The following is a 17,582-nucleotide window of genomic DNA, read 5'->3' as shown; positions in this document are numbered from 1 at the left end:
CGATCCCTGTGCCGGCAGGCCACCGATGGAAATCACATAAACCCGGCGTGAATCGCATGTCAATAAACATGTACATTATATTGCGATAGTTCACACGACGTATTCTGCTGAGAAAGCCGCAATGGCTCGCCGAAGAGTGTCACCGCCTTCGGCACCGCCGTTGGCCGGTCTTTGCTCGCTACACTACGACGGCAGCTGAAACCCGTTGAATCGGACTGCGCCGAGGCTCTTTTGATCGTCCCGACCGGGAACTGTTCGAAATGTTCCCGGGGCAAAACGGGGCCAGCATGGTCATATCGAACGACAATACCGAGGGACGCGCGCGCAGCTCGCGAATGCTGCGCACCGCGCTTGGACCGGCCATTGCCCGCTTCCTCGACGATCCCGCGATCGTTGAGGTTATGCTGAACCCGGATGGCCGGATCTGGGTCGATCGGCTGTCGGAAGGCTTGGCCGATACGGGAGAAATGCTGGCGCCTGCGGCGGGCGAGCGCATCGTGCGGCTGGTCGCTCATCATGTCGGCGCCGAGGTCCATTCCCGTTCCCCGCGCGTTTCGGCCGAGCTCCCGCAAACCGGGGAGCGTTTCGAAGGCCTGTTGCCGCCCGTCGTGGCCGCGGCGGCCTTCGCGATCCGCAAGCCCGCGGTCGCCGTGTTCACGCTCGATGACTATGTCGCCGCAGGCATAATGTCGGCTGGCCACGCCGCGATCTTGCGCGCCGCGGTTGCCGGGCGCGCGAACATCCTGGTCGCCGGCGGCACCTCGACAGGCAAGACGACGCTCACCAACGCGCTGCTTGCCGAAGTGGCGAAAGGGATGGATCGGGTCGTCATCATCGAGGACACCCGCGAACTGCAGTGCGCGGCGCCCAACCTGGTCGCGATGCGCACCAAGGATGGCGTCGCCACGCTATCCGACCTGGTTCGTTCGTCCCTGCGCTTGCGGCCCGATCGCATTCCGATCGGCGAGGTACGCGGCGCCGAAGCCCTGGACCTGTTGAAAGCATGGGGAACCGGACATCCCGGTGGCATCGGCACGCTTCATGCCGGCACCGGTATTGGCGCCCTGCGCCGGCTTGAGCAGCTGATCCAGGAGGCCGTCGTCACGGTCCCGCGTGCGCTGATCGCCGACACCATCAGCCTCGTCGCGGTGCTCGCGGGACGTGGTGCCGCGCGACGGCTTACCGAGCTCGTCCGGGTCGAGGGTCTTGGTCCCGACGGCGATTACCGCATTGCTGAAGCCACACTGATCAACTCTGGAGAAACCTCATGATCCGCCTGCTTTCGCGCTGCCACGGCAGCCTGGCCATGGCCGGCGTCGCCATTGCCTCCAACGTCATCGTCGCCTCGGCCGCCCATGCGTCGGGTTCCTCAATGCCATGGGAGCAGCCACTCGAAAAGATCCTGCAGTCGGTCGAGGGGCCGGTCTCCAAGATCATCGCCGTCATCATCACCATCGTTACCGGCCTGACGCTGGCCTTCGGCGACAGTTCGGGCGGTTTCCGCCGGCTGATCCAGATCGTCTTTGGCCTTTCGATCGCCTTTGCAGCTTCGAGTTTCTTCCTGTCGTTCTTCTCCTTCGGCGGTGGAGCGTTGATCTGATGGCAACCGCTTTCGAACAGCTCGACGCGGTGCCGGGCTGGACGGTGCCTGTCCACCGGGCCCTGACCGAGCAGATCCTGCTCGGAGGCGCGCCGCGGGCAATCGCAATCCTGAACGGCACGCTGGCTGGCGCTGTTGGCCTTGGGCTGCGGCTGTGGGTCGTCGGGCTCCTCATCTGGGCAATCGGGCATCTCACGGCGGTGTGGGCTGCGAGGCGCGATCCACTCTTCTTCGAGGTTGGACGCCGGCACCTGCGGCTGCCGGCGCAGCTGTCGGTTTGAGGCGCAGCCATGATGAGCCTTGCCGAATACCGTAGGACCGCCGCTCGCCTTGCCGATTATCTGCCTTGGGCGGCACTGGTCGCGCCGGGTGTCGTGCTCAACAAGGACGGCAGTTTCCAGCGCACCGCGCGGTTTCGCGGGCCAGATCTCGACTCCGCAGTCGCGGCGGAGCTTGTCGCGGTCGCCTCGCGCATCAACAATGCCTTTCGCCGTCTAGGCTCCGGCTGGAGCATCTTCGTCGAAGCGCAGCGGCACGAAGCGGCTTCCTATCCCGAGAGCCAGTTTCCCGATGCGGCCTCCGGCCTGCTGGATGCCGAGCGCAAGGCCGACTTCGATGAGGAAGGGGTTCACTTCGTATCGAGCTACTTTCTCACATTCGTCTTCCTGCCGCCGCCCGATGATGCCACGCGCGCCGAGGGTTGGCTCTATGAGGGCCGCGATCAGTCGAGCGCCGACCCGGGCGAGTTCGTGCGCGCCTTTGTCGACCGAACAGATCGCGTGCTGGCGCTGCTGGACGGATTCATGCCGGAATGCCAATGGCTCGATGACGGCGAAACGCTGACCTACCTGCATTCGACGATCTCGACCAAACGCCATCGCATGCATATCCCCGAGACGCCGATCTATCTCGACGCGCTGCTGGCCGACGAGCCGCTGGCCGGCGGCCTCGAGCCGCGGCTTGGCGACAAGCATCTTCGTGTGCTGACGATTGTCGGCTTCCCGACCGCCACAACCCCCGGCCTTCTTGATGACCTCAATCGGCTGGCCTTCCCCTACCGTTGGTCGACCCGAGCGATCCTGCTCGACAAGGTCGACGCTGTCCGCCTGCTGACCAGGATACGGCGGCAATGGTTCGCCAAGCGCAAGAGCATCGTGTCGATCCTGAAGGAGGTGATGACCAATGAGGCGTCAGCGCTTCTCGACACCGACGCCGCCAACAAGGCGGCCGACGCCGACACGGCGCTGCAGGAGCTCGGTTCCGACATGGCGGGCATGGCTTATGTCACCGCCACCGTCGCGGTCTGGGACCCCGACCCGCGCGTGGCAGACGAGAAATTGCGGCTCGTCGAAAAGGTCATCCAGGGTCGCGATTTCACCGCGATTGCCGAAACCGTCAACGCCGTCGACGCCTGGCTCGGCTCCTTGCCCGGGCACGCCTATGCCAATGTCCGCCAGCCTCCGATCTCAACGCTCAATCTCGCCCACATGATACCGCTGTCTGCCGTGTGGGCGGGGCCGGAACGGGACGAGCATCTGGTCAGTCCTCCCTTGCTTTACGGCAAGACCGAAGGCTCGACCCCGTTCCGGCTGGTTCTGCATGTCGGCGATGTCGGCCACACGCTGGTCGTCGGCCCGACCGGCGCTGGCAAATCCGTGCTGCTGGCGCTGATGGCGCTGCAGTTTTGCCGCTACCGCGATGCTCAGATCTTCGCCTTCGACTTCGGCGGGTCGATCCGCGCCGCGACGCTCGCCATGGGCGGCGACTGGCATGATCTCGGCGGTCACATCACCGAAGGCATGCAGGCCTGCATTTCGCTGCAGCCGCTCGCGCGCATCGATAATACCTACGAGCGCGCCTGGGCGGCTGACTGGATCGTTGCAATCCTGACGCGCGAGGGGATCCGGATCACGCCCGACGCCAAGGAGCATATATGGGCGGCGCTGACATCGCTCGCCTCGGCTCCCGTCGAGGAGCGCACCATCACCGGGCTCAGCGTGCTTTTGCAGGCCAATGACCTGAAGCAGGCGCTTCGTCCCTACTGCGTCGGCGGCGCTCACGGCCGATTGCTCGACGCCGAGGCCGAGCATCTCGGCCATGCATCCGTGCTGTCGTTCGAAATCGAGGGTCTGGTGGGCACACCGGCCGCGCCGGCCGTTCTGTCCTATCTGTTTCATCGCATCGGCGACCGGCTCGATGGCCGCCCAACGCTGCTCATCATCGACGAAGGCTGGCTTGCGCTGGACGATGACGCATTCACAGGCCAGTTGCGTGAGTGGCTGAAGACGCTGCGCAAGAAGAACGCCAGCGTCGTCTTTGCCACCCAGTCACTCTCCGACATCGACAATTCGACGATCGCTCCGGCGATTATCGAAAGCTGCCCAACCCGGCTTCTGTTGCCAAATGAGCGCGCGATCGAGCCGCAGATTACCGCCATCTATCGCCGCTTCGGCCTGAACGACCGCCAGATCGAGATCCTGGCGCGGGCGACACCCAAGCGCGATTATTACTGCCAGTCCCGCCGCGGCAACCGGCTCTTCGAGCTCGGCCTGTCTGAGGTCGGGCTGGCACTTTGCGCCGCGTCCTCGAAGAGCGATCAGGCCCTGATAGGCACCATCCTCGCCGAGCACGGCCGCGACGGCTTCCTGGCGGCCTGGCTGCGCGCCCGCGGCATCGGCTGGGCCGCCGACCTCATCCCCAATCCCACTGTTCCCGAACCTGGAAAGGATCCACAGCCATGACTGTCCGTCAAAGCCCTCCGCGCGCCCTTCTCCTGGTCACGGCGATGCTCGCCGGGCCGGTCGCGATCTCGCCGATGATGATCGCACCGGCCCACGCCCTCATCGTGTTCGATCCATCGAACTATTCGCAGAATGTGCTGACGGCCGCGCGTTCGCTGCAGCAGATCACGAACCAGATCACCTCGCTTCAGAATCAGGCCCAGATGCTGATCAACCAGGCGCGCAACCTGGCCAGCCTGCCGTTGTCCTCGCTGCAGCAATTGCAGCAGTCCGTGCAAAGAACGCAGCAGCTTCTCGGGCAAGCACAGAACATCGCCTTTGACGTCCAGCAGGTCGACAAGGCCTTTCAGCAGCAATATGGCGACGTCTCGCTCTCCGCTCCCGACAGGCAGCTCGTCACGGACGCGCGCTCGCGCTGGCAAAACACAGTCGGCGGCCTTCAGGACGCCATGCGCGTCCAGGCGGGCGTCGTTGGAAATATCGAAACCGGTCGCGCGCAGATCTCGGCCCTGGTCGGCGCCAGCCAGTCGGCGACCGGTGCGCTGCAGGCCGCGCAAGCAGGCAACCAGTTGCTTGCGCTCCAGGGCCAGCAGCTTGCGGACCTGACTGCCGTGATAGCCGCCAACGGTCGCGCCCAGGCGCTCACCGAAGCCGAACGTGCCACCGCGGTCGACCAGGGCCGCGAGCAACGCCGCCGGTTCCTCGCCCCTGGCTCCGGCTACCAGGCTGGCGACGTTCAGATGTTCAACCGCTGAGGGCGATCGCCATGGACGGCAAAGCCCTCGCTCGCATCGTGACCGTCGTCTTCGTCGCGCTCGCCGTGACTGCAAGCGCGCTCGAGATGAGCCAGAGGGGGCATAAGCTGTCAGGGGAGGGCCCGCACGCACCGGCCGCCTCAATGCCCAATCCGCTTCGCGATGGCCTGCGCCGCTGCCAGGCTCTCGGCGAGGCTGCTCTGCGTGACGATGGATGCGCGCGACTGTGGGCGGACCAGCGCGATCGCTTCCTTGGTCTCGATAAGCCCTCGAGAAGTTCGGCAAGCGAGCCGGCCGCTTCGCAGTCGCCGGATGCTGCCGTGCGCGAGGTGCGATAGATGGGCAATACCGGTGTCATCGATCAGTTCCTGGCCACCTTCACCCGCTACATTGACTCGGGCTTTGGCTTGCTCGGCGGCGAGGTCGCCTTTGTCGCCTCTACGCTCATCGTCATCGACGTGACGCTCGCCGCGCTTTTCTGGAGCTGGGGCGCCGATGAAGACATCCTCGCGCGGCTCGTCAAGAAGACGCTCTTCGTCGGCGTCTTCGCCTACCTGATCTCGAACTGGAACAGCCTGGCGCGAATTGTCTTCGAGAGTTTCTCCGGCCTTGGTCTCAAGGCGAGTGGAACCGGCTTTTCGGCACAGGACCTGCTGCACCCCGGCAAGGTGGCGCAAACCGGCCTCGACGCGGGGCGACCCTTGCTTGAGGCGATCTCCGGATTGATGGGCTACGTCTCCTTCTTTGAGAACTTCATCCAGATCGCTTGTCTGCTCTTTGCCTGGGCGCTCGTCCTGCTCGCCTTCTTCGTCCTGGCTGTGCAACTCTTCGTGACGCTGATCGAATTCAAGCTGGCGACGCTGGCCGGCTTCGTGCTTATCCCCTTCGGCCTGTTCGGCAAGACGGCATTCATGGCCGAACGGGTGCTGGGCAACGTGATTTCGTCCGGCATCAAGGTTCTGGTGCTTGCCGTGGTGATCGGCATCGGATCGACGCTCTTCGGCGAATTCACCCAAGGCTTCGGCGGCGAGAACCCCACCATCGACCAAGCCATGGCGATCGTGTTGGCGGCGCTGTCGCTGCTTGGCCTCGGCATCTTCGGGCCCGGCATCGCCAATGGCCTCGTCGCGGGTGGACCGCAGCTTGGCGCCGGTGCTGCCGTTGGCACTGGCCTTGCCGCGGGCGGCATGGCGGTCGCAGGCTACGGCGCGGCCGGCCTGGCGGCGCGAGGCGGGACAGCGGCAGTCTCGGGAACTGTGTCGGCAACACGGGGCGCGGCGTCGCTCGCTGGCGGCGGCTCGGCTGCTTACACACTTGCCGCGGTCGGCCAGCCAGGTGCTGCAGGCATCGCCTCCGGCCTCAGCGGCCTTGCGCGCGCTGGTGCTGCGGCGGCTGCCTCGCCGCTGAGGCGCGCCGCAACGAATGCGGGGCAATCGCTTCAGTCCAGCTTTGCCTCCGGCGCCAGTTCGGCCGCTGAAATCACGGGCGGGTCGTCGACCTTGGGAACGATCGGAGGCGGCGGGGCGTCGGCCACGGCTCCTCAGCCCGCAACGGGCAAGCCATTCGGCAATCAAGGACAGCCCGAATGGGCCAGACGTTTGCAGCGCTCACAGCGCCTCTCCCATGGCGCCCAAACCGCCGCCCACGCGGTACGCGCCGGCGATAGCCATGGCAGCGGCGCTTCGATTTCTCTTTCTGAAGGCGAATGATCCATGAACATCTTTAGGCGCCCCGCCGTCCACTACGGCAAGACCCCTCGACCGGAGACACCCTATCAGAAGGCGGCGCAGGTCTGGGACGAGCGCATCGGCTCCGCCCGTGTCCAGGCGCGGAACTGGCGCCTGATGGCATTCGGATCGCTGATCCTGTCGGCAGGCCTTGCCGCTTCCCTGGTCTGGCAATTGGCCCGCGGTACCGTCGTGCCCTGGGTCGTGCAGGTCGACAGGTTGGGCGAGGTCCAGGCGACCGCACCCGCGATCGCCGACTATAAGCCGACCGATCCGCAGATCGCCTGGCATCTCGCCCGCTTCATCGAACAGGTGCGCTCCATTCCCACTGATCCGGTCATCCTGCGCCAGGACTGGCTGCGCGCCTATGAATGGACCACCGATCAGGGTGCTGCGGCGCTCAACGACTATGCTCGGGCCAACGATCCTTTCTCCAGGATAAGCAAGCAACAGGTCGCGGTGGAGATTTCCTCGGTCATCCGCGCCTCGCCGAACTCGTTTCGTGTCGCCTGGATCGAGCGCCGGTATGAAAACGGCCAGCTTTCCGGCACCGAGCGCTGGACCGCGATCCTGACGATCGTAACGCAGATGCCAAATGACGCCGAGCGACTTCGCGCCAATCCGCTCGGCATTTATGTCAACGCCGTCAACTGGTCGCGGGAGATGAGCCAATGAGCCAGACCTTGCGTTTTGAAGCCGGCTCGATGTTTTCAAAATATCTGCTATCAGCCATGCTGGTCTCGGGGACGTCGCTGCTCGCAAGCTGCGCCATGTCTCCGAAGAAGCCCCCGGAGATCAGTTACGACAGCTATGTTCCGCCGTTGCCGCCGGCTCCGGCGGCCGCGACAGAGCAAAGGCCGAAACCTCTGCGCGTGCCACCCGGCTGGGCTGCCGCGCGCGGCGGCGCCATCGGCGAGACGCCGGCCGCGCGCGTCGAGAACGCGAACGCCGCGGCGCGCGTGGAGCCGCGCCGGGAGGGCTACTACAACGCCATCCAGATCTACCCGTGGAGCGAAGGAGCGCTCTATCAGGTCTACGCCGCGCCTGGCCAGATAACGGACATTGCGCTTGAGCCGGGCGAGAGCCTGACGGGAGAGGGTCCGATCGCCGCCGGTGATACCGCGCGCTGGATCATCGGCAACACCGAAAGCGGTTCGGGCATTGCCCGACGCGTCCACGTCCTGGTGAAACCCTCGCGGGCCGACATCGCAACGAACCTCATCATCGCCACTGATCGGCGCAGCTATATGCTTGAGCTACGATCCGGTGCGAAGCCCTACATGCCCGCCGTTTCGTGGTCCTACCCAGCGCTGAAAGTGGGCCTCCTGCCGACCGTGGCCGCAACGCCGGTCATACCGGACGTTACAGCGCGCAACTATCGCTATGGCCTCACCGGCGACAGCCCGCCTTGGAAGCCGGTGAGCGCCTTTGACGATGGCCGCAGAGTTTATGTGGAGTTTCCGCGCGGCATCGTGCAAGGCGAGCTGCCGCCGATCTTCGTCATCGGTCCGGATGGCGAGGCCGAAATCACCAACAGCCGCGTCTACCAAAACGTCCTGATAGTCGACCGCCTTTTCGGCGCTGCCGAACTGCGTCTTGGCGCCGGTAAGCGGCAGCAAACGGTAAGGATAGCCCGCCTCGACGGAGGGAGAACCGATGGATTGTGGCACAGGCCAGGCGACAACGCCGGATCGAAGGCGCCGAACCCGGCGTCGAAGGGAGCGCCGCAGCCATGAACGAGAAGGATAGGCTTGTCGAACCCATGCGGCTTCGCGCCGAGGCGCCGCGTGTCACGCGTCTGTCGCGCAAGATGCTCGCAGCCATCGGCTTCGTAGCCTCGCTCGGTGTCGGCGGCGCGCTGATTTACGCTCTGCAGGACTCCAACAGATTCAAGCAGGGCGAGGAACTCTACCCAACCTCCAATCGGCCGCCCGCCGATGGACTGGCAGGGCTTCCGCGCGACTATACCGGGCCTGTCCTTGGGCCGCCGCTGCCTGGAGACCTCGGCGGACCGATCCTCGATGCCCAAAACAAGGGGCAGGGGGGCGTACCATCCTCGGTCGCAAGCCCTGCGATCGACGAAGCCGAGCAACGCCGGCGGGCCGAGGAGGACGCCGCCAGAACCTCGCGCGTGTTTTTTCAGACGGCGCAACAAGATGCCAGGACCGAGGAAGCATCGGCGCCTGCTGGCATCGACCTTGCCAGTCAGAACGGACAGCCAAATGGGCAGGATCGCCAGCTAGCTTTCCTGTCGGCCGCCGCTGACCGCCGCACCGTGGCGCCAGATCACGTCACGCCTCCGGCTTCCCAGTATGTGCTTCAAGCCGGCGCCGTGATCCCGGCCGCGCTCATCACGGGTATCCGGTCCGACCTGCCCGGCCAGATCAGCGCCCAGGTAACTGAAAATGTCTATGACAGTCCCACCGGCCGCTCCCTGCTCATTCCGCAAGGCACTCGTGTTATCGGGCAATACGACAGCGCAATTGGTCCGGGACAGCGTCGCGTGTTGCTTGTCTGGAACAGGCTGATCTTTCCCGACGGGCGCTCCATCGTTCTGGAACGGCAGCCAGGCGCGGACGCGGAAGGCTACGCTGGCCTCGAGGACGGCGTCGATTATCACTGGGGCGAGCTATTCAAGGCTGCGGCGTTGTCGACCGTTCTGAGTGTTGGCGCGCAGGCTGGTTCCTCCGACCAAGAGAGCGATCTCGTGCGTGCTCTGCGCAGCGGCGCCTCCGATAGCGTTAGCCAGGTAGGCCAGCAAGTCGTTCAGCGCCAGCTCGCTATAGCGCCGACTCTTATGATCCGGCCGGGATTTCCCGTTCGCGTCCTCGTCACCCGCGACCTTGCGCTTGAACCATATGGAGGTTGACATGGCCAAGTTGAAACTCGCAGTGATCGCCGACGACAAGCCGGTGAAGATCACGGTGGAACTGCCGGCGCCTCTGCATCGCGATTTGGTGAAATATGGAGAGATCCTTGGCCGCGAGACAGGGCAGCCACCCGCCAGCCCGTCGCGCTTGATCGCGCCGATGCTTGAGCGGTTCATCGCGGCGGATCGCGGCTTTTCCAAAGCAAAGAAGGAGCAGGCTTAGATCAGACTTATCTTCTACCAGCCCACTTGATGCGCTGGCGCACGACCGCTTCGGCCGGCGATCGGGGTAATCCACTCGATCGGCAGTGGCTTGCCCGATCGAGGCAATAGACGGCTAAATTAGCCTCGCCGCTTGCCGGCGACCGGCGGAGCTACGGTTGATTTGGCCCAATGCCGGAGATGGGCTCAAGGGATGCGGGCGACCCTGAGGGTGAGCTTCCTGGGCGTCGCCCGTCTTGGAGATGTCAGACCAGCATTTCCAAATCAGTCGTTGAAAACGTCCGAGTGGGATTCGGCTGCCGCCGGGCTTCACTCGCGCAAATGCGTCAAGATGCGGAATACCGGCCGACGGGCAATAGCTTCGCGAAGCTTGCTGAAAAGCTTGCTGTCTTTGTCGATGGCAGAGCGAACCTGAACGGCAGCCCATCCGGCTTTCATTGTGGCGCCCACATGGCAGTGGCAGACGATGGCGTGCAGCTGCCATTCCGCCAGCTCGAAGAAGCGCTTGGCCTCGCCGTACGTGTCGTCCTTCAAACCTTGCGCGCGCAACACCGGATCCGCGAAGGCGATGCTGAGGGCGGAGCCCACGCACTGTCCTTTGTGGCGCACATCCAGGGTCATGTACTCCGTCCCCGGGAAGGCGACGATGCAACGCTCGGGGTTTCGCTCGAGCAGCATGGCCCAATGCTCTAAGCGCTGAGTTCGCGTCATGGCCGGAAACGATGGTTCGACTTCCGCGACCGCATTCAGTTCTTCAAGTGTCTGGTATTTCATGGCCGTCTCCTGTGCGAGGCCTCCCGCCTGTAGCAGCGCAGTCCAGAGTCGCCTCCGCGTCCCTTCGCAGCCAAACCTCGTTCTGGTCGGGAAGTTCCAGCGTGGAGAAGATTTGAAGTGGCTCCTCCGCCACCCGGAGCCTGGGTCCCGGTCGCCTGGAGCCTTATGGAACATTTTATCGCTCGCCTGATTTTTGTGGCAGCCGCTTCGGCATCTCGACAGCCACTCAGCAATGGAGAAACGATTGCTCGCTGAGAGTGAGGTTCATCACAAATCGGAAGATGTTGATGCCCGCGTGTTGTCCGATGTTGTGGCTGCCCTCAACCGCAGAGTCACCATCTCTCACGAGTTCGACATCCCCTACATCGCCGGCTACAGCCTCGATGCCAAGACCGTCTACATCGACAGACATCTACCCCTCACACTGAAGGCGAAGAACAAAGCGGTTCGGATCGAGCCTTTCTTAGTGTGTCACGAGATCGTCGAGAAGGCGCTTCTGGATGAGTTACGACTGCATTACCTTCACGCGCACCAGATTGCCTCACGCATCGAACGGGATGCCGTTCGAACGAGCGGCATAAGGTGGGTGGACTATCAGCGCTTCATGAAACGTCATGAAAAGGCAATCGACGAAGAAACATTGAAGAAAGTGCCTGCCGATCTGGACCTCACACCATACAAGGACCTTGACGACTACGCGCTTCTTCGGCGGCTCACGAAAGCCCGTTCCTGAGCCGGCCTGTTTCTACGCAGGAGAGCTCCCACTGGATCGATAGCCCGCCGCTGGTGTGTCGAAGGCAGTCAGTCAGTTTCGCGGCAGCTTGTGGATCTCGAGCCGTACCGGGCCGCCTCGATCGCAACTGGTGCAAAACAGTGCTCTCTCGACCGAGCTGAACAGGGCATCCTTACCATAGCGGCGGATCAGACTAGCCGGTTTGACGGGCGCATGGTGCGAGCAGTTTTTGCACCATGCGCGCAGCGTGTGCCATTCGCGCAGATCGCCAAGCGACACGTCGAGGCCGGCATGAACGCTGCCCTCGACGATCGTTTCAGGCGGGAGTTTGGGTTCTCCCGGCGTGAGGATTTTCTCCATGATGTGACGGCTGTTGTAGTGGATCAGCAGCATGCCGGGGCGCCGGCGGATTGCCGTCTGCCAGGCGGCTTGGCTGACCGAGAAATCAGGCGAGCGGCTGATCGTCTCGACCAGCGCCGTCTCCTCGCGATCCCAGACCTCAATGCGAAAGTTGTCTTCGTCCGTTTTGGGCATAGCTTCGCCGGCCAGCGCGGTTGAAGCGCGTCGCCCTCGGTCCTTTCCGTCTCCAGATCGAAACAGGAATAAGGAACATATTCCTGTCTCGTCAAGGCTCACCTTGACTTCGTGTTCTTGTTTTGTTCATATCACGCTAATGGATCATAGGAGGCGAGCATGGAGCTTCGCTTGGACATTGAGGGCGCCACACCCGAGGAAATTGCTCGCGGGGTAAAGGCCGCGCAGGCCGTTTTTGATGAGGCCGGAATCACGGCTGAGGACGCCGCTTACGGCATGTTTGCGCTGGAGGGGTGGGACATCAAAGGATTCCCCGAAGGCGAGGAGCCAAGCGAGCAGGAGCAGACGGCGGCGGATACCTGGCTGGAAGCCAATCGTGCCGCCTGCGATGCGTGTTGCTCGGGGTGGCCAGATGACAAGGTCTGTCGGCACCTGGTCTTGGAATTGGTCGGCGAACCCCGTTCGAAGGTTGAAGCGGCAAATCCGGCCAATTGGCCGGAGCGAAGACAACTCTACGGCGACCTCATCGAGCGTCTGGAAACCGCCACGGGGCCGGACCGGCAGATCGATGTCGACATTGCGTTTGCGCTTGGATGGATAAGTGAGCGCGGCACGCCGGAACAGGCCGCGGAATTGGATCTGCCCTATCTGACCAGCAACCTGGCGCAGGTCACCGACATCGCCCACAAATCCCTGGCGGACTGGACCATCGAGATCGACCAAGAACCCTGCGACGCCCGCGTGATCAATCCTCGCCGCGGAGACGACATCCTTGACGATGACCTGAGTATGGCAGCATGGCGCGACTTCGACGGATCGCTGCACATGGCAAAACCACCGGCCAACACCGCCATCGCTCTGACGCTGGCGATCATGCGTGGCCAGGCTGCTCATTTCGAATAACGTGGACACTGGTTAAGCGCGGGCGGGGCATCCCGGCGCCGTCGATAATCGACCGCGATTGGCCCATCAGGTGGCGCTGCTGGACGATATCTGCACGGATCGTAACTTCACGCTGATCGGATGTTTCCTCAGAGAGCGTGGCCTCAGATGCCAGACGGGAACGGTGATCGCGCTTTGGGAGAACGGCAAGCAAGAGCAATGGCGGCCACATTGCTTCGCGGAGCGCGAAGCCGCGGTTGCCGTCCTAAGTCACTTCGGTGGCAGCGGAGAGGGGACGCGCACAGGGCGTTTGGAGCCGCCAGGGTACCTATGAGCGTATCCTAGAGCTTGCGTTCTGGAATTCCTGCGGCGATGACCTATGACTTCTCAGGACGCACCATCTCAACCGAGAGCGAGCCGGCCGGGAGCGGTTGCAGCAACTCCGATTCGGGCTTGCTCAGGTTGAGCCAGGCCGCCCAGTTCTCCGGCTGAAGGACCACAATCTGACGGTTGTGGATCGGCGCGACGTCGGGTCCGGGCTCGGTGGTGAGCATGGTGAACGTCGGCGGCTTGTTGCCGGCGGCTTCACGCCAAAGGCCGGCAATCGCCATGAATGGCGAGCCGTTGAGCGTAAAACGGTGCTTGGCCTTCGGATACTTCGTTCCTGTGAACTCGAAGAAGGCCGACGCCGGCACCAGGCAGCGGTTGCTGTTGCCGAATTGCCGGCCTTCCGAGCGGAAGTTGAACACAGGGCCGCCTTTGGGGCCCGAGGGCGGAAATCCGAAGGTCATCGAGGCGAGCTCGATGGTGTCGCCTGTGGCGCGCATGATGGGCGCCGGATCATTGATGCGGATATCGTCCGCCTGCGGGAGGTCGAGCTCGGTCTGATGGGTAGGGACCTTGAGCGCCAGCGATTCCATCATCCGGCAGTATTCAGCCCAGGCGATATGCTGTTCGTAGTCGTTGCACATTCGGCTCTTTTACTCGAACGGATGGCGTTCCGCAAAAAGTCAGCGGGCGCCACGTTCACGATCCTCTAGCTGCTTGGCGAGCATTTCAAGCGCCTCGACATCGAGTGCGTAATTGCCTGCTTGCGCCGGATAACGCTGCATCTGATGCCGGTAGAAGGCCAGCCACTTTGGCAAGTCGGCGATAGGGAATGTCCCGCGCCAAATGTTTTTCTCGAGCGTGAAGGTCCCCGCCGCCGAATCGTAAGTCGCTATGGTCTTCATGCAGGCGTTATAGGTTCGTGTTTCTGAAACAAAAGGCGGGGCCGATCGTTGGCGAACTGCAACGATGGGTATTCCATGCCATCCACCTCGATCAGGAAAACAGAATACGATCCGACCAGCAGGATTCTCTCCGTCTGGTTCGTGGCCAGCGGCAAGCGTTACGACTTTGAGGGAGTGCCTCCGGAAACCTACACCGCATTCCGGTCGGCTTTTGTCAAAGGCCGCTTTTTCAAGACCATATCCGCAATCACTTCCGGTACCGACGTATTCCCGACTAGCTGTCGAGTTCCAGCGGCTCATGGTCCTCCTGGAACTGGTGCCACATAACCTGTCTAATGTCTTCCCAGTCGACAACCTGACCGCACGTCTCACACCGATGATAGTCCGAACCCTCCTTGAAGTCCGGCGGGCGGTGCACCGTCACTCCTTTCGCAGGGCCGAGTTAAGCCTCGTCATCCTCGAAGCTTCCTTGCCTCACGCTCCAAAGTCTTCCGGTCGTTGCCGTGTTCTTTGATCAGATCGCGAACCTGCTCGGGGCTGATCCGGTGCTGCTTCGCGAAATACCGGACCTCGTAATCTTCATCTGCCGACACCCGGTCGCGGTCGCGAAAATCCCGCTTGGTCTTGTCGTCAGCCATCGTTGCAATCTCCTGACCTGTCCTTTTGAACAACGGCAACACCGGATTGTTCCCATTAGCGAGTGCTAACGGAACCGAAACGACTGGCCGTGGCGCCTATGATCGGCAGGCAACACAGCTCACATGCCCGATTGATCCAGTGCCGGCGCCATTCTTGATAGCCGGAGGAATCAAAGTCCCGAACCGCCTTGCTCGACCAAGCATGATCGGCCCGCTGACTGGCACTGCGCCAACGCAACGTCGTGCGCATTTGTCTGAAGCGCGTTGGGCAGCATTCTGGCGGTTGTCGTCCTCAAGCATTCTGATCGGGCAGACCCGGAGCGGGGGCGACCTCTGTAGTTGCCTGGCCACGCTTGTCTTGATAGATGCCGTCACCAACCTCTGGGCGGCCGGATGCCCTGGCTTCTTCGGCGGCAATAGCGCCACGACCGGTTCGGGAACGTAGCCCTTCCGGGATTTTGACCCAGCTCAGCCTATCAGGTGCCGGTGGCGGCACATTTGACGCCGGCACCTTCGACATCGCGCGGAGCCGCTGACAGTGCCGGCTCCAGCAGCTTAAGAACTGCTTCCCGCTTTCTCATTTTCAAGGACAAGTCGCCGTCAAGGCCGACTTCATGAAGCCAGCTTCCGCGCCATTCGCAATAAGCCTGCCTGAGATCGACGCCGGGCAGGGCGGCGATTTGCGTTATCGGCCTTTGCGGTACCGCGCCTGGTTCCACATCTTTGTAGAGCACTTCCCAATTGGCGCCGCCCGTGTCGAGACGGCGGATAAACCAGTCGGGCGAGAAGTCGAGGGGCTTGCGCCCGACGGCCTCAAAGCGGAAGAAGCAATAGCCCGCCCAAAGAAACCATCTCCCGTCCGACCAGCGCAAATCACCGTAAAAAGGGGCACGTTCAAGAGGTTCAAACGGGGCGCATGGCTGTGTGGGGAAAAGGTCTTGATCCAAGAAACCGAACGCGGTCGGAGCGGCAGGCTTGACAACGTTGTGCCACATCCAATTCATGGCAGCGCCGTGTGATCGACTTGGGTTCCTGACAGTCCACGGATTGGCGGGAAGCCTCACATACGCAGCGCCATGGTTTAGGCAGGCCCGTTTATTTTCGCCAGCGGAAGCATTGCTAGTGCTGTTGTCGGCTACGATGTGAATGTCGCTCTGCACTAGCTTGCTTGCCAGCCTTAGCTGGATTTCAAGGCACTGAGCGTCGTTGAAGGCTACGGTAAGTAGGACGCGGCGCGCTCTGGCAAGGGCCTGGATATCCTCAACGTCGCCGTCTCTTGCCCGTTGACGGAAGAACAGATCGTCAGTAACTCGATAGCGAACAGTTTTGAACGCATGCACGATCGGCCGCAAGCGGCTCCAATCCTGCAATTTGTACTCTCGCAAAGAGATCATGGCGACCAAGCCCCCGGCGCTCCAAACGCCACGGGACCCAGCGGAAACGCCTCTTTGCGGTTTGTATTGCGGTCCAAAAAACCTTTGTCCCGCATCCATGACGTCAGTCTAGACATTCGAACACCCCGTGTTGCATGCGCAGCTAAGTAAAAACTCCCGTCAAATCAAGCGGCATAGACGACGCTCGCTGAGCCGCCCCCCTTCATCACAAGAGGCCACCATGACCGCAACGCCCTGTTGACAAAAAATCACGCCCCTCGAGTTTCGCCAGTTGTGCAGCCGGCCCCATAACTATATTAGCAGTAGATACTTATGCTTTGCATAATAATTTAGAAGCTGCTTATATTTGGCCAAAGTAATGCGCAGGAAGCTTGAAAAGTGGCGTCGCAATCTTCTGCGGAAGCGCCGCCCACCCATCCTGAGCGCGCGAACACTCAGCTATTTAGATGTTGCGTCTACGATGCCGGAGGAGCGATCCGGCAACGTCGCGCTGGATGACGAATTTAGTTCCGTGACTGAGATCATAAGGTCTTCGAGCCAGAACATCGCTTGGCGGATCGAGGCCGGGGACATTTCCTCTGGGGGTGCGATAGAAGTGCCTGAGCGAGTGGGTGCTGCCCTTGTCAAGATCGAGGCACCTGATCCTCCCCAGACGACTGCTGCTTTGTTCAAAGCCCTGATTTCCGCTGGTCTCACTCCGATTCTTCGGGACCGAGAGTTCGGCGGCACTCGATTCAGTGTCCTTTTCGCCCATTCAGACGTGGCGCGAAGCCTTTGGCCGACACCCGAGTACGGTCGACAGGGAGAAGTGCCGGTGCTAGTGCCGTGCTTCAACAACCCGACCTATTGCGCCTTGATGTTGGATCAGTTGTGGCGCGTGGGCTTCGACGACATCCGATTTATCGACAATGCCTCGACAAGCCCTCAAATGCGGGACTGGCTTCGGAGAGAGGACGCGCGTCGCCGGATCATTCGGCTAGACGAAAATATTGGTCCGAATCAATCAATTAATCGGCTAAGGTGGGATCTTCCTAGGCATTTCTGCATCACCGATCCAGACATCCTATTTAACCGGCGCTTGCCATCCAACTTTGTCAGCGAGCTGCGTGGTCTCACCGTGCGGCACGCTGTCGGAAAAGCCGGCTTTGCGCTCGATATTTCAAGAAGTCACCTGTTCCCCAGGGAAACTTTGGACCGGCGCGACGGAACAATTTCGGAATGGGAGGAGCAGTTTTGGTCAAAGCCGCTACATTTCACCGACGGAGGCGACAGGGTATTCGACGCTCGCATCGATACCACCTTTTGCATGGTCGATCAGAAATATTATCGGCACTCCAAAACCTATGATGGCGTGAGAGTGGCCGGCCGGTACACCGCTGTTCACCTGCCGTGGGAAGGGCGGGTCGAGATACAGGACGGCGAGAAGGAATTTTACGCCCGCACGCAACAGCATTCGAATTACGGCAGCTAACAGTCCGAGC

Annotated in this window: 21 protein-coding genes; 15 read left to right on the top strand and 6 right to left on the bottom strand. The window is 62.2% G+C overall.

The genetic code is table 11. From position 1 onward, the window contains the following. The first annotated feature begins 287 nt into the window (after nucleotides 1-287). The 11 genes from trbB to EN852_RS27525 are packed head-to-tail and all read left to right on the top strand — an operon-like array spanning nucleotide 288 to nucleotide 9,915. Nucleotides 288-1,271 (top strand): P-type conjugative transfer ATPase TrbB, encoded by a 984-nt coding sequence (trbB, locus tag EN852_RS27575; protein WP_127878731.1) that lies wholly within the window; start codon nucleotides 288-290, stop codon nucleotides 1,269-1,271. Further along, the gene (locus tag EN852_RS27570) at nucleotides 1,268-1,600 is read left to right on the top strand and encodes a TrbC/VirB2 family protein (protein WP_127878729.1); all 333 of its coding nucleotides are present in this window, start codon (nucleotides 1,268-1,270) and stop codon (nucleotides 1,598-1,600) included. Before trbB ends, EN852_RS27570 begins: the two co-directional genes overlap by 4 nt. After that, nucleotides 1,600-1,881 carry a VirB3 family type IV secretion system protein gene (locus EN852_RS27565; RefSeq protein ID WP_127878727.1) on the top strand — a complete coding sequence of 94 codons (282 nt, stop codon included), beginning with the start codon at nucleotides 1,600-1,602 and terminating at the stop codon, nucleotides 1,879-1,881. The genes EN852_RS27570 and EN852_RS27565 overlap by 1 nt, the downstream gene beginning before the upstream one ends. 9 nt (nucleotides 1,882-1,890) lie before the next feature. Beyond that, nucleotides 1,891-4,341, top strand: coding sequence for a conjugal transfer protein TrbE (gene trbE, locus EN852_RS27560; protein WP_127878725.1), 2,451 nt, complete (start codon nucleotides 1,891-1,893; stop codon nucleotides 4,339-4,341). Further along, nucleotides 4,338-5,096, top strand: coding sequence for a P-type conjugative transfer protein TrbJ (gene trbJ, locus EN852_RS27555; RefSeq protein WP_127878723.1), 759 nt, complete (start codon nucleotides 4,338-4,340; stop codon nucleotides 5,094-5,096). Before trbE ends, trbJ begins: the two co-directional genes overlap by 4 nt. Before the next feature lie 11 nt (nucleotides 5,097-5,107). Further along, a complete protein-coding gene (gene trbK-alt / locus EN852_RS27550; RefSeq protein WP_127878721.1) occupies nucleotides 5,108-5,434 on the top strand; it encodes a putative entry exclusion protein TrbK-alt in 327 nt (108 codons plus the stop codon). Next, entirely contained in the window at nucleotides 5,435-6,805 is a 1,371-nt protein-coding gene (trbL, locus tag EN852_RS27545; RefSeq protein WP_127878719.1) for a P-type conjugative transfer protein TrbL, read from the top strand. A gap of 3 nt (nucleotides 6,806-6,808) precedes the next feature. Next, nucleotides 6,809-7,498, top strand: coding sequence for a conjugal transfer protein TrbF (trbF, locus tag EN852_RS27540; RefSeq protein WP_127878717.1), 690 nt, complete (start codon nucleotides 6,809-6,811; stop codon nucleotides 7,496-7,498). Beyond that, nucleotides 7,495-8,559: a P-type conjugative transfer protein TrbG gene (gene trbG, locus EN852_RS27535; protein ID WP_127878715.1), complete on the top strand. Its 1,065-nt coding sequence runs from the start codon at nucleotides 7,495-7,497 to the stop codon at nucleotides 8,557-8,559. Before trbF ends, trbG begins: the two co-directional genes overlap by 4 nt. Next, nucleotides 8,556-9,692: a TrbI/VirB10 family protein gene (locus EN852_RS27530; RefSeq protein WP_127878713.1), complete on the top strand. Its 1,137-nt coding sequence runs from the start codon at nucleotides 8,556-8,558 to the stop codon at nucleotides 9,690-9,692. Before trbG ends, EN852_RS27530 begins: the two co-directional genes overlap by 4 nt. A 1-nt stretch (nucleotide 9,693) precedes the next feature. After that, on the top strand, nucleotides 9,694-9,915 hold the full coding sequence (locus EN852_RS27525) for a DUF2274 domain-containing protein (RefSeq protein ID WP_127868102.1): 222 nt from the start codon (nucleotides 9,694-9,696) through the stop codon (nucleotides 9,913-9,915). A 308-nt stretch (nucleotides 9,916-10,223) separates the two neighbouring features. On the opposite strand, the gene EN852_RS27520 is transcribed toward EN852_RS27525, so the two are convergent. After that, nucleotides 10,224-10,688 carry a hypothetical protein gene (locus EN852_RS27520; protein WP_127878711.1) on the bottom strand — a complete coding sequence of 155 codons (465 nt, stop codon included), beginning with the start codon at nucleotides 10,686-10,688 and terminating at the stop codon, nucleotides 10,224-10,226. 244 nt (nucleotides 10,689-10,932) lie between these two features. Between EN852_RS27520 and EN852_RS27515 the strand changes: the two genes are divergently transcribed. Then, entirely contained in the window at nucleotides 10,933-11,421 is a 489-nt protein-coding gene (locus EN852_RS27515) for a hypothetical protein (protein WP_189546214.1), read from the top strand. Between the two features lie 72 nt (nucleotides 11,422-11,493). Here EN852_RS27515 and EN852_RS27510 read toward each other — a convergent pair whose 3' ends face one another. Further along, nucleotides 11,494-12,057 (bottom strand): hypothetical protein, encoded by a 564-nt coding sequence (locus tag EN852_RS27510; protein ID WP_246694427.1) that lies wholly within the window; start codon nucleotides 12,055-12,057, stop codon nucleotides 11,494-11,496. A gap of 57 nt (nucleotides 12,058-12,114) precedes the next feature. Between EN852_RS27510 and EN852_RS27505 the strand changes: the two genes are divergently transcribed. Next, nucleotides 12,115-12,858 carry a hypothetical protein gene (locus tag EN852_RS27505; protein WP_127878709.1) on the top strand — a complete coding sequence of 248 codons (744 nt, stop codon included), beginning with the start codon at nucleotides 12,115-12,117 and terminating at the stop codon, nucleotides 12,856-12,858. 356 nt (nucleotides 12,859-13,214) lie between these two features. On the opposite strand, the gene EN852_RS27500 is transcribed toward EN852_RS27505, so the two are convergent. Together EN852_RS27500 and EN852_RS27495 are read right to left on the bottom strand one after the other, a co-directional pair. After that, entirely contained in the window at nucleotides 13,215-13,808 is a 594-nt protein-coding gene (locus EN852_RS27500) for an SOS response-associated peptidase (protein ID WP_127878707.1), read from the bottom strand. A 39-nt stretch (nucleotides 13,809-13,847) separates the two neighbouring features. Next, nucleotides 13,848-14,069, bottom strand: a complete 222-nt coding sequence (locus tag EN852_RS27495) for a hypothetical protein (protein ID WP_127878705.1) — start codon at nucleotides 14,067-14,069, stop codon at nucleotides 13,848-13,850. A 75-nt stretch (nucleotides 14,070-14,144) separates the two neighbouring features. Between EN852_RS27495 and EN852_RS27490 the strand changes: the two genes are divergently transcribed. Beyond that, a complete protein-coding gene (locus EN852_RS27490; protein WP_246694426.1) occupies nucleotides 14,145-14,396 on the top strand; it encodes a KTSC domain-containing protein in 252 nt (83 codons plus the stop codon). A 125-nt stretch (nucleotides 14,397-14,521) separates the two neighbouring features. Here the strand turns inward: EN852_RS27490 and EN852_RS27485 are convergent, their stop codons facing one another. Together EN852_RS27485 and EN852_RS27480 are read right to left on the bottom strand one after the other, a co-directional pair. Further along, nucleotides 14,522-14,707, bottom strand: a complete 186-nt coding sequence (locus EN852_RS27485) for a DUF3606 domain-containing protein (RefSeq protein WP_127878703.1) — start codon at nucleotides 14,705-14,707, stop codon at nucleotides 14,522-14,524. Nucleotides 14,708-15,183: 476 nt separating this feature from the next. Beyond that, on the bottom strand, nucleotides 15,184-16,110 hold the full coding sequence (locus tag EN852_RS27480; protein WP_127878701.1) for a hypothetical protein: 927 nt from the start codon (nucleotides 16,108-16,110) through the stop codon (nucleotides 15,184-15,186). Nucleotides 16,111-16,459: 349 nt separating this feature from the next. Here EN852_RS27480 and EN852_RS27475 point away from each other — a divergent pair, with 349 nt between their 5' ends. Next, complete coding sequence (locus tag EN852_RS27475; protein WP_127878699.1) at nucleotides 16,460-17,572, top strand: glycosyltransferase family A protein; 1,113 nt, start codon at nucleotides 16,460-16,462, stop codon at nucleotides 17,570-17,572. Nucleotides 17,573-17,582 lie beyond the last annotated feature (10 nt).

The sequence above is a fragment of the Mesorhizobium sp. M2E.F.Ca.ET.209.01.1.1 genome (genome assembly GCF_004010375.2).
Taxonomy (GTDB): Bacteria; Pseudomonadota; Alphaproteobacteria; order Rhizobiales; family Rhizobiaceae; genus Mesorhizobium.
This window is presented reverse-complemented; position numbering and strand designations above follow the sequence as displayed.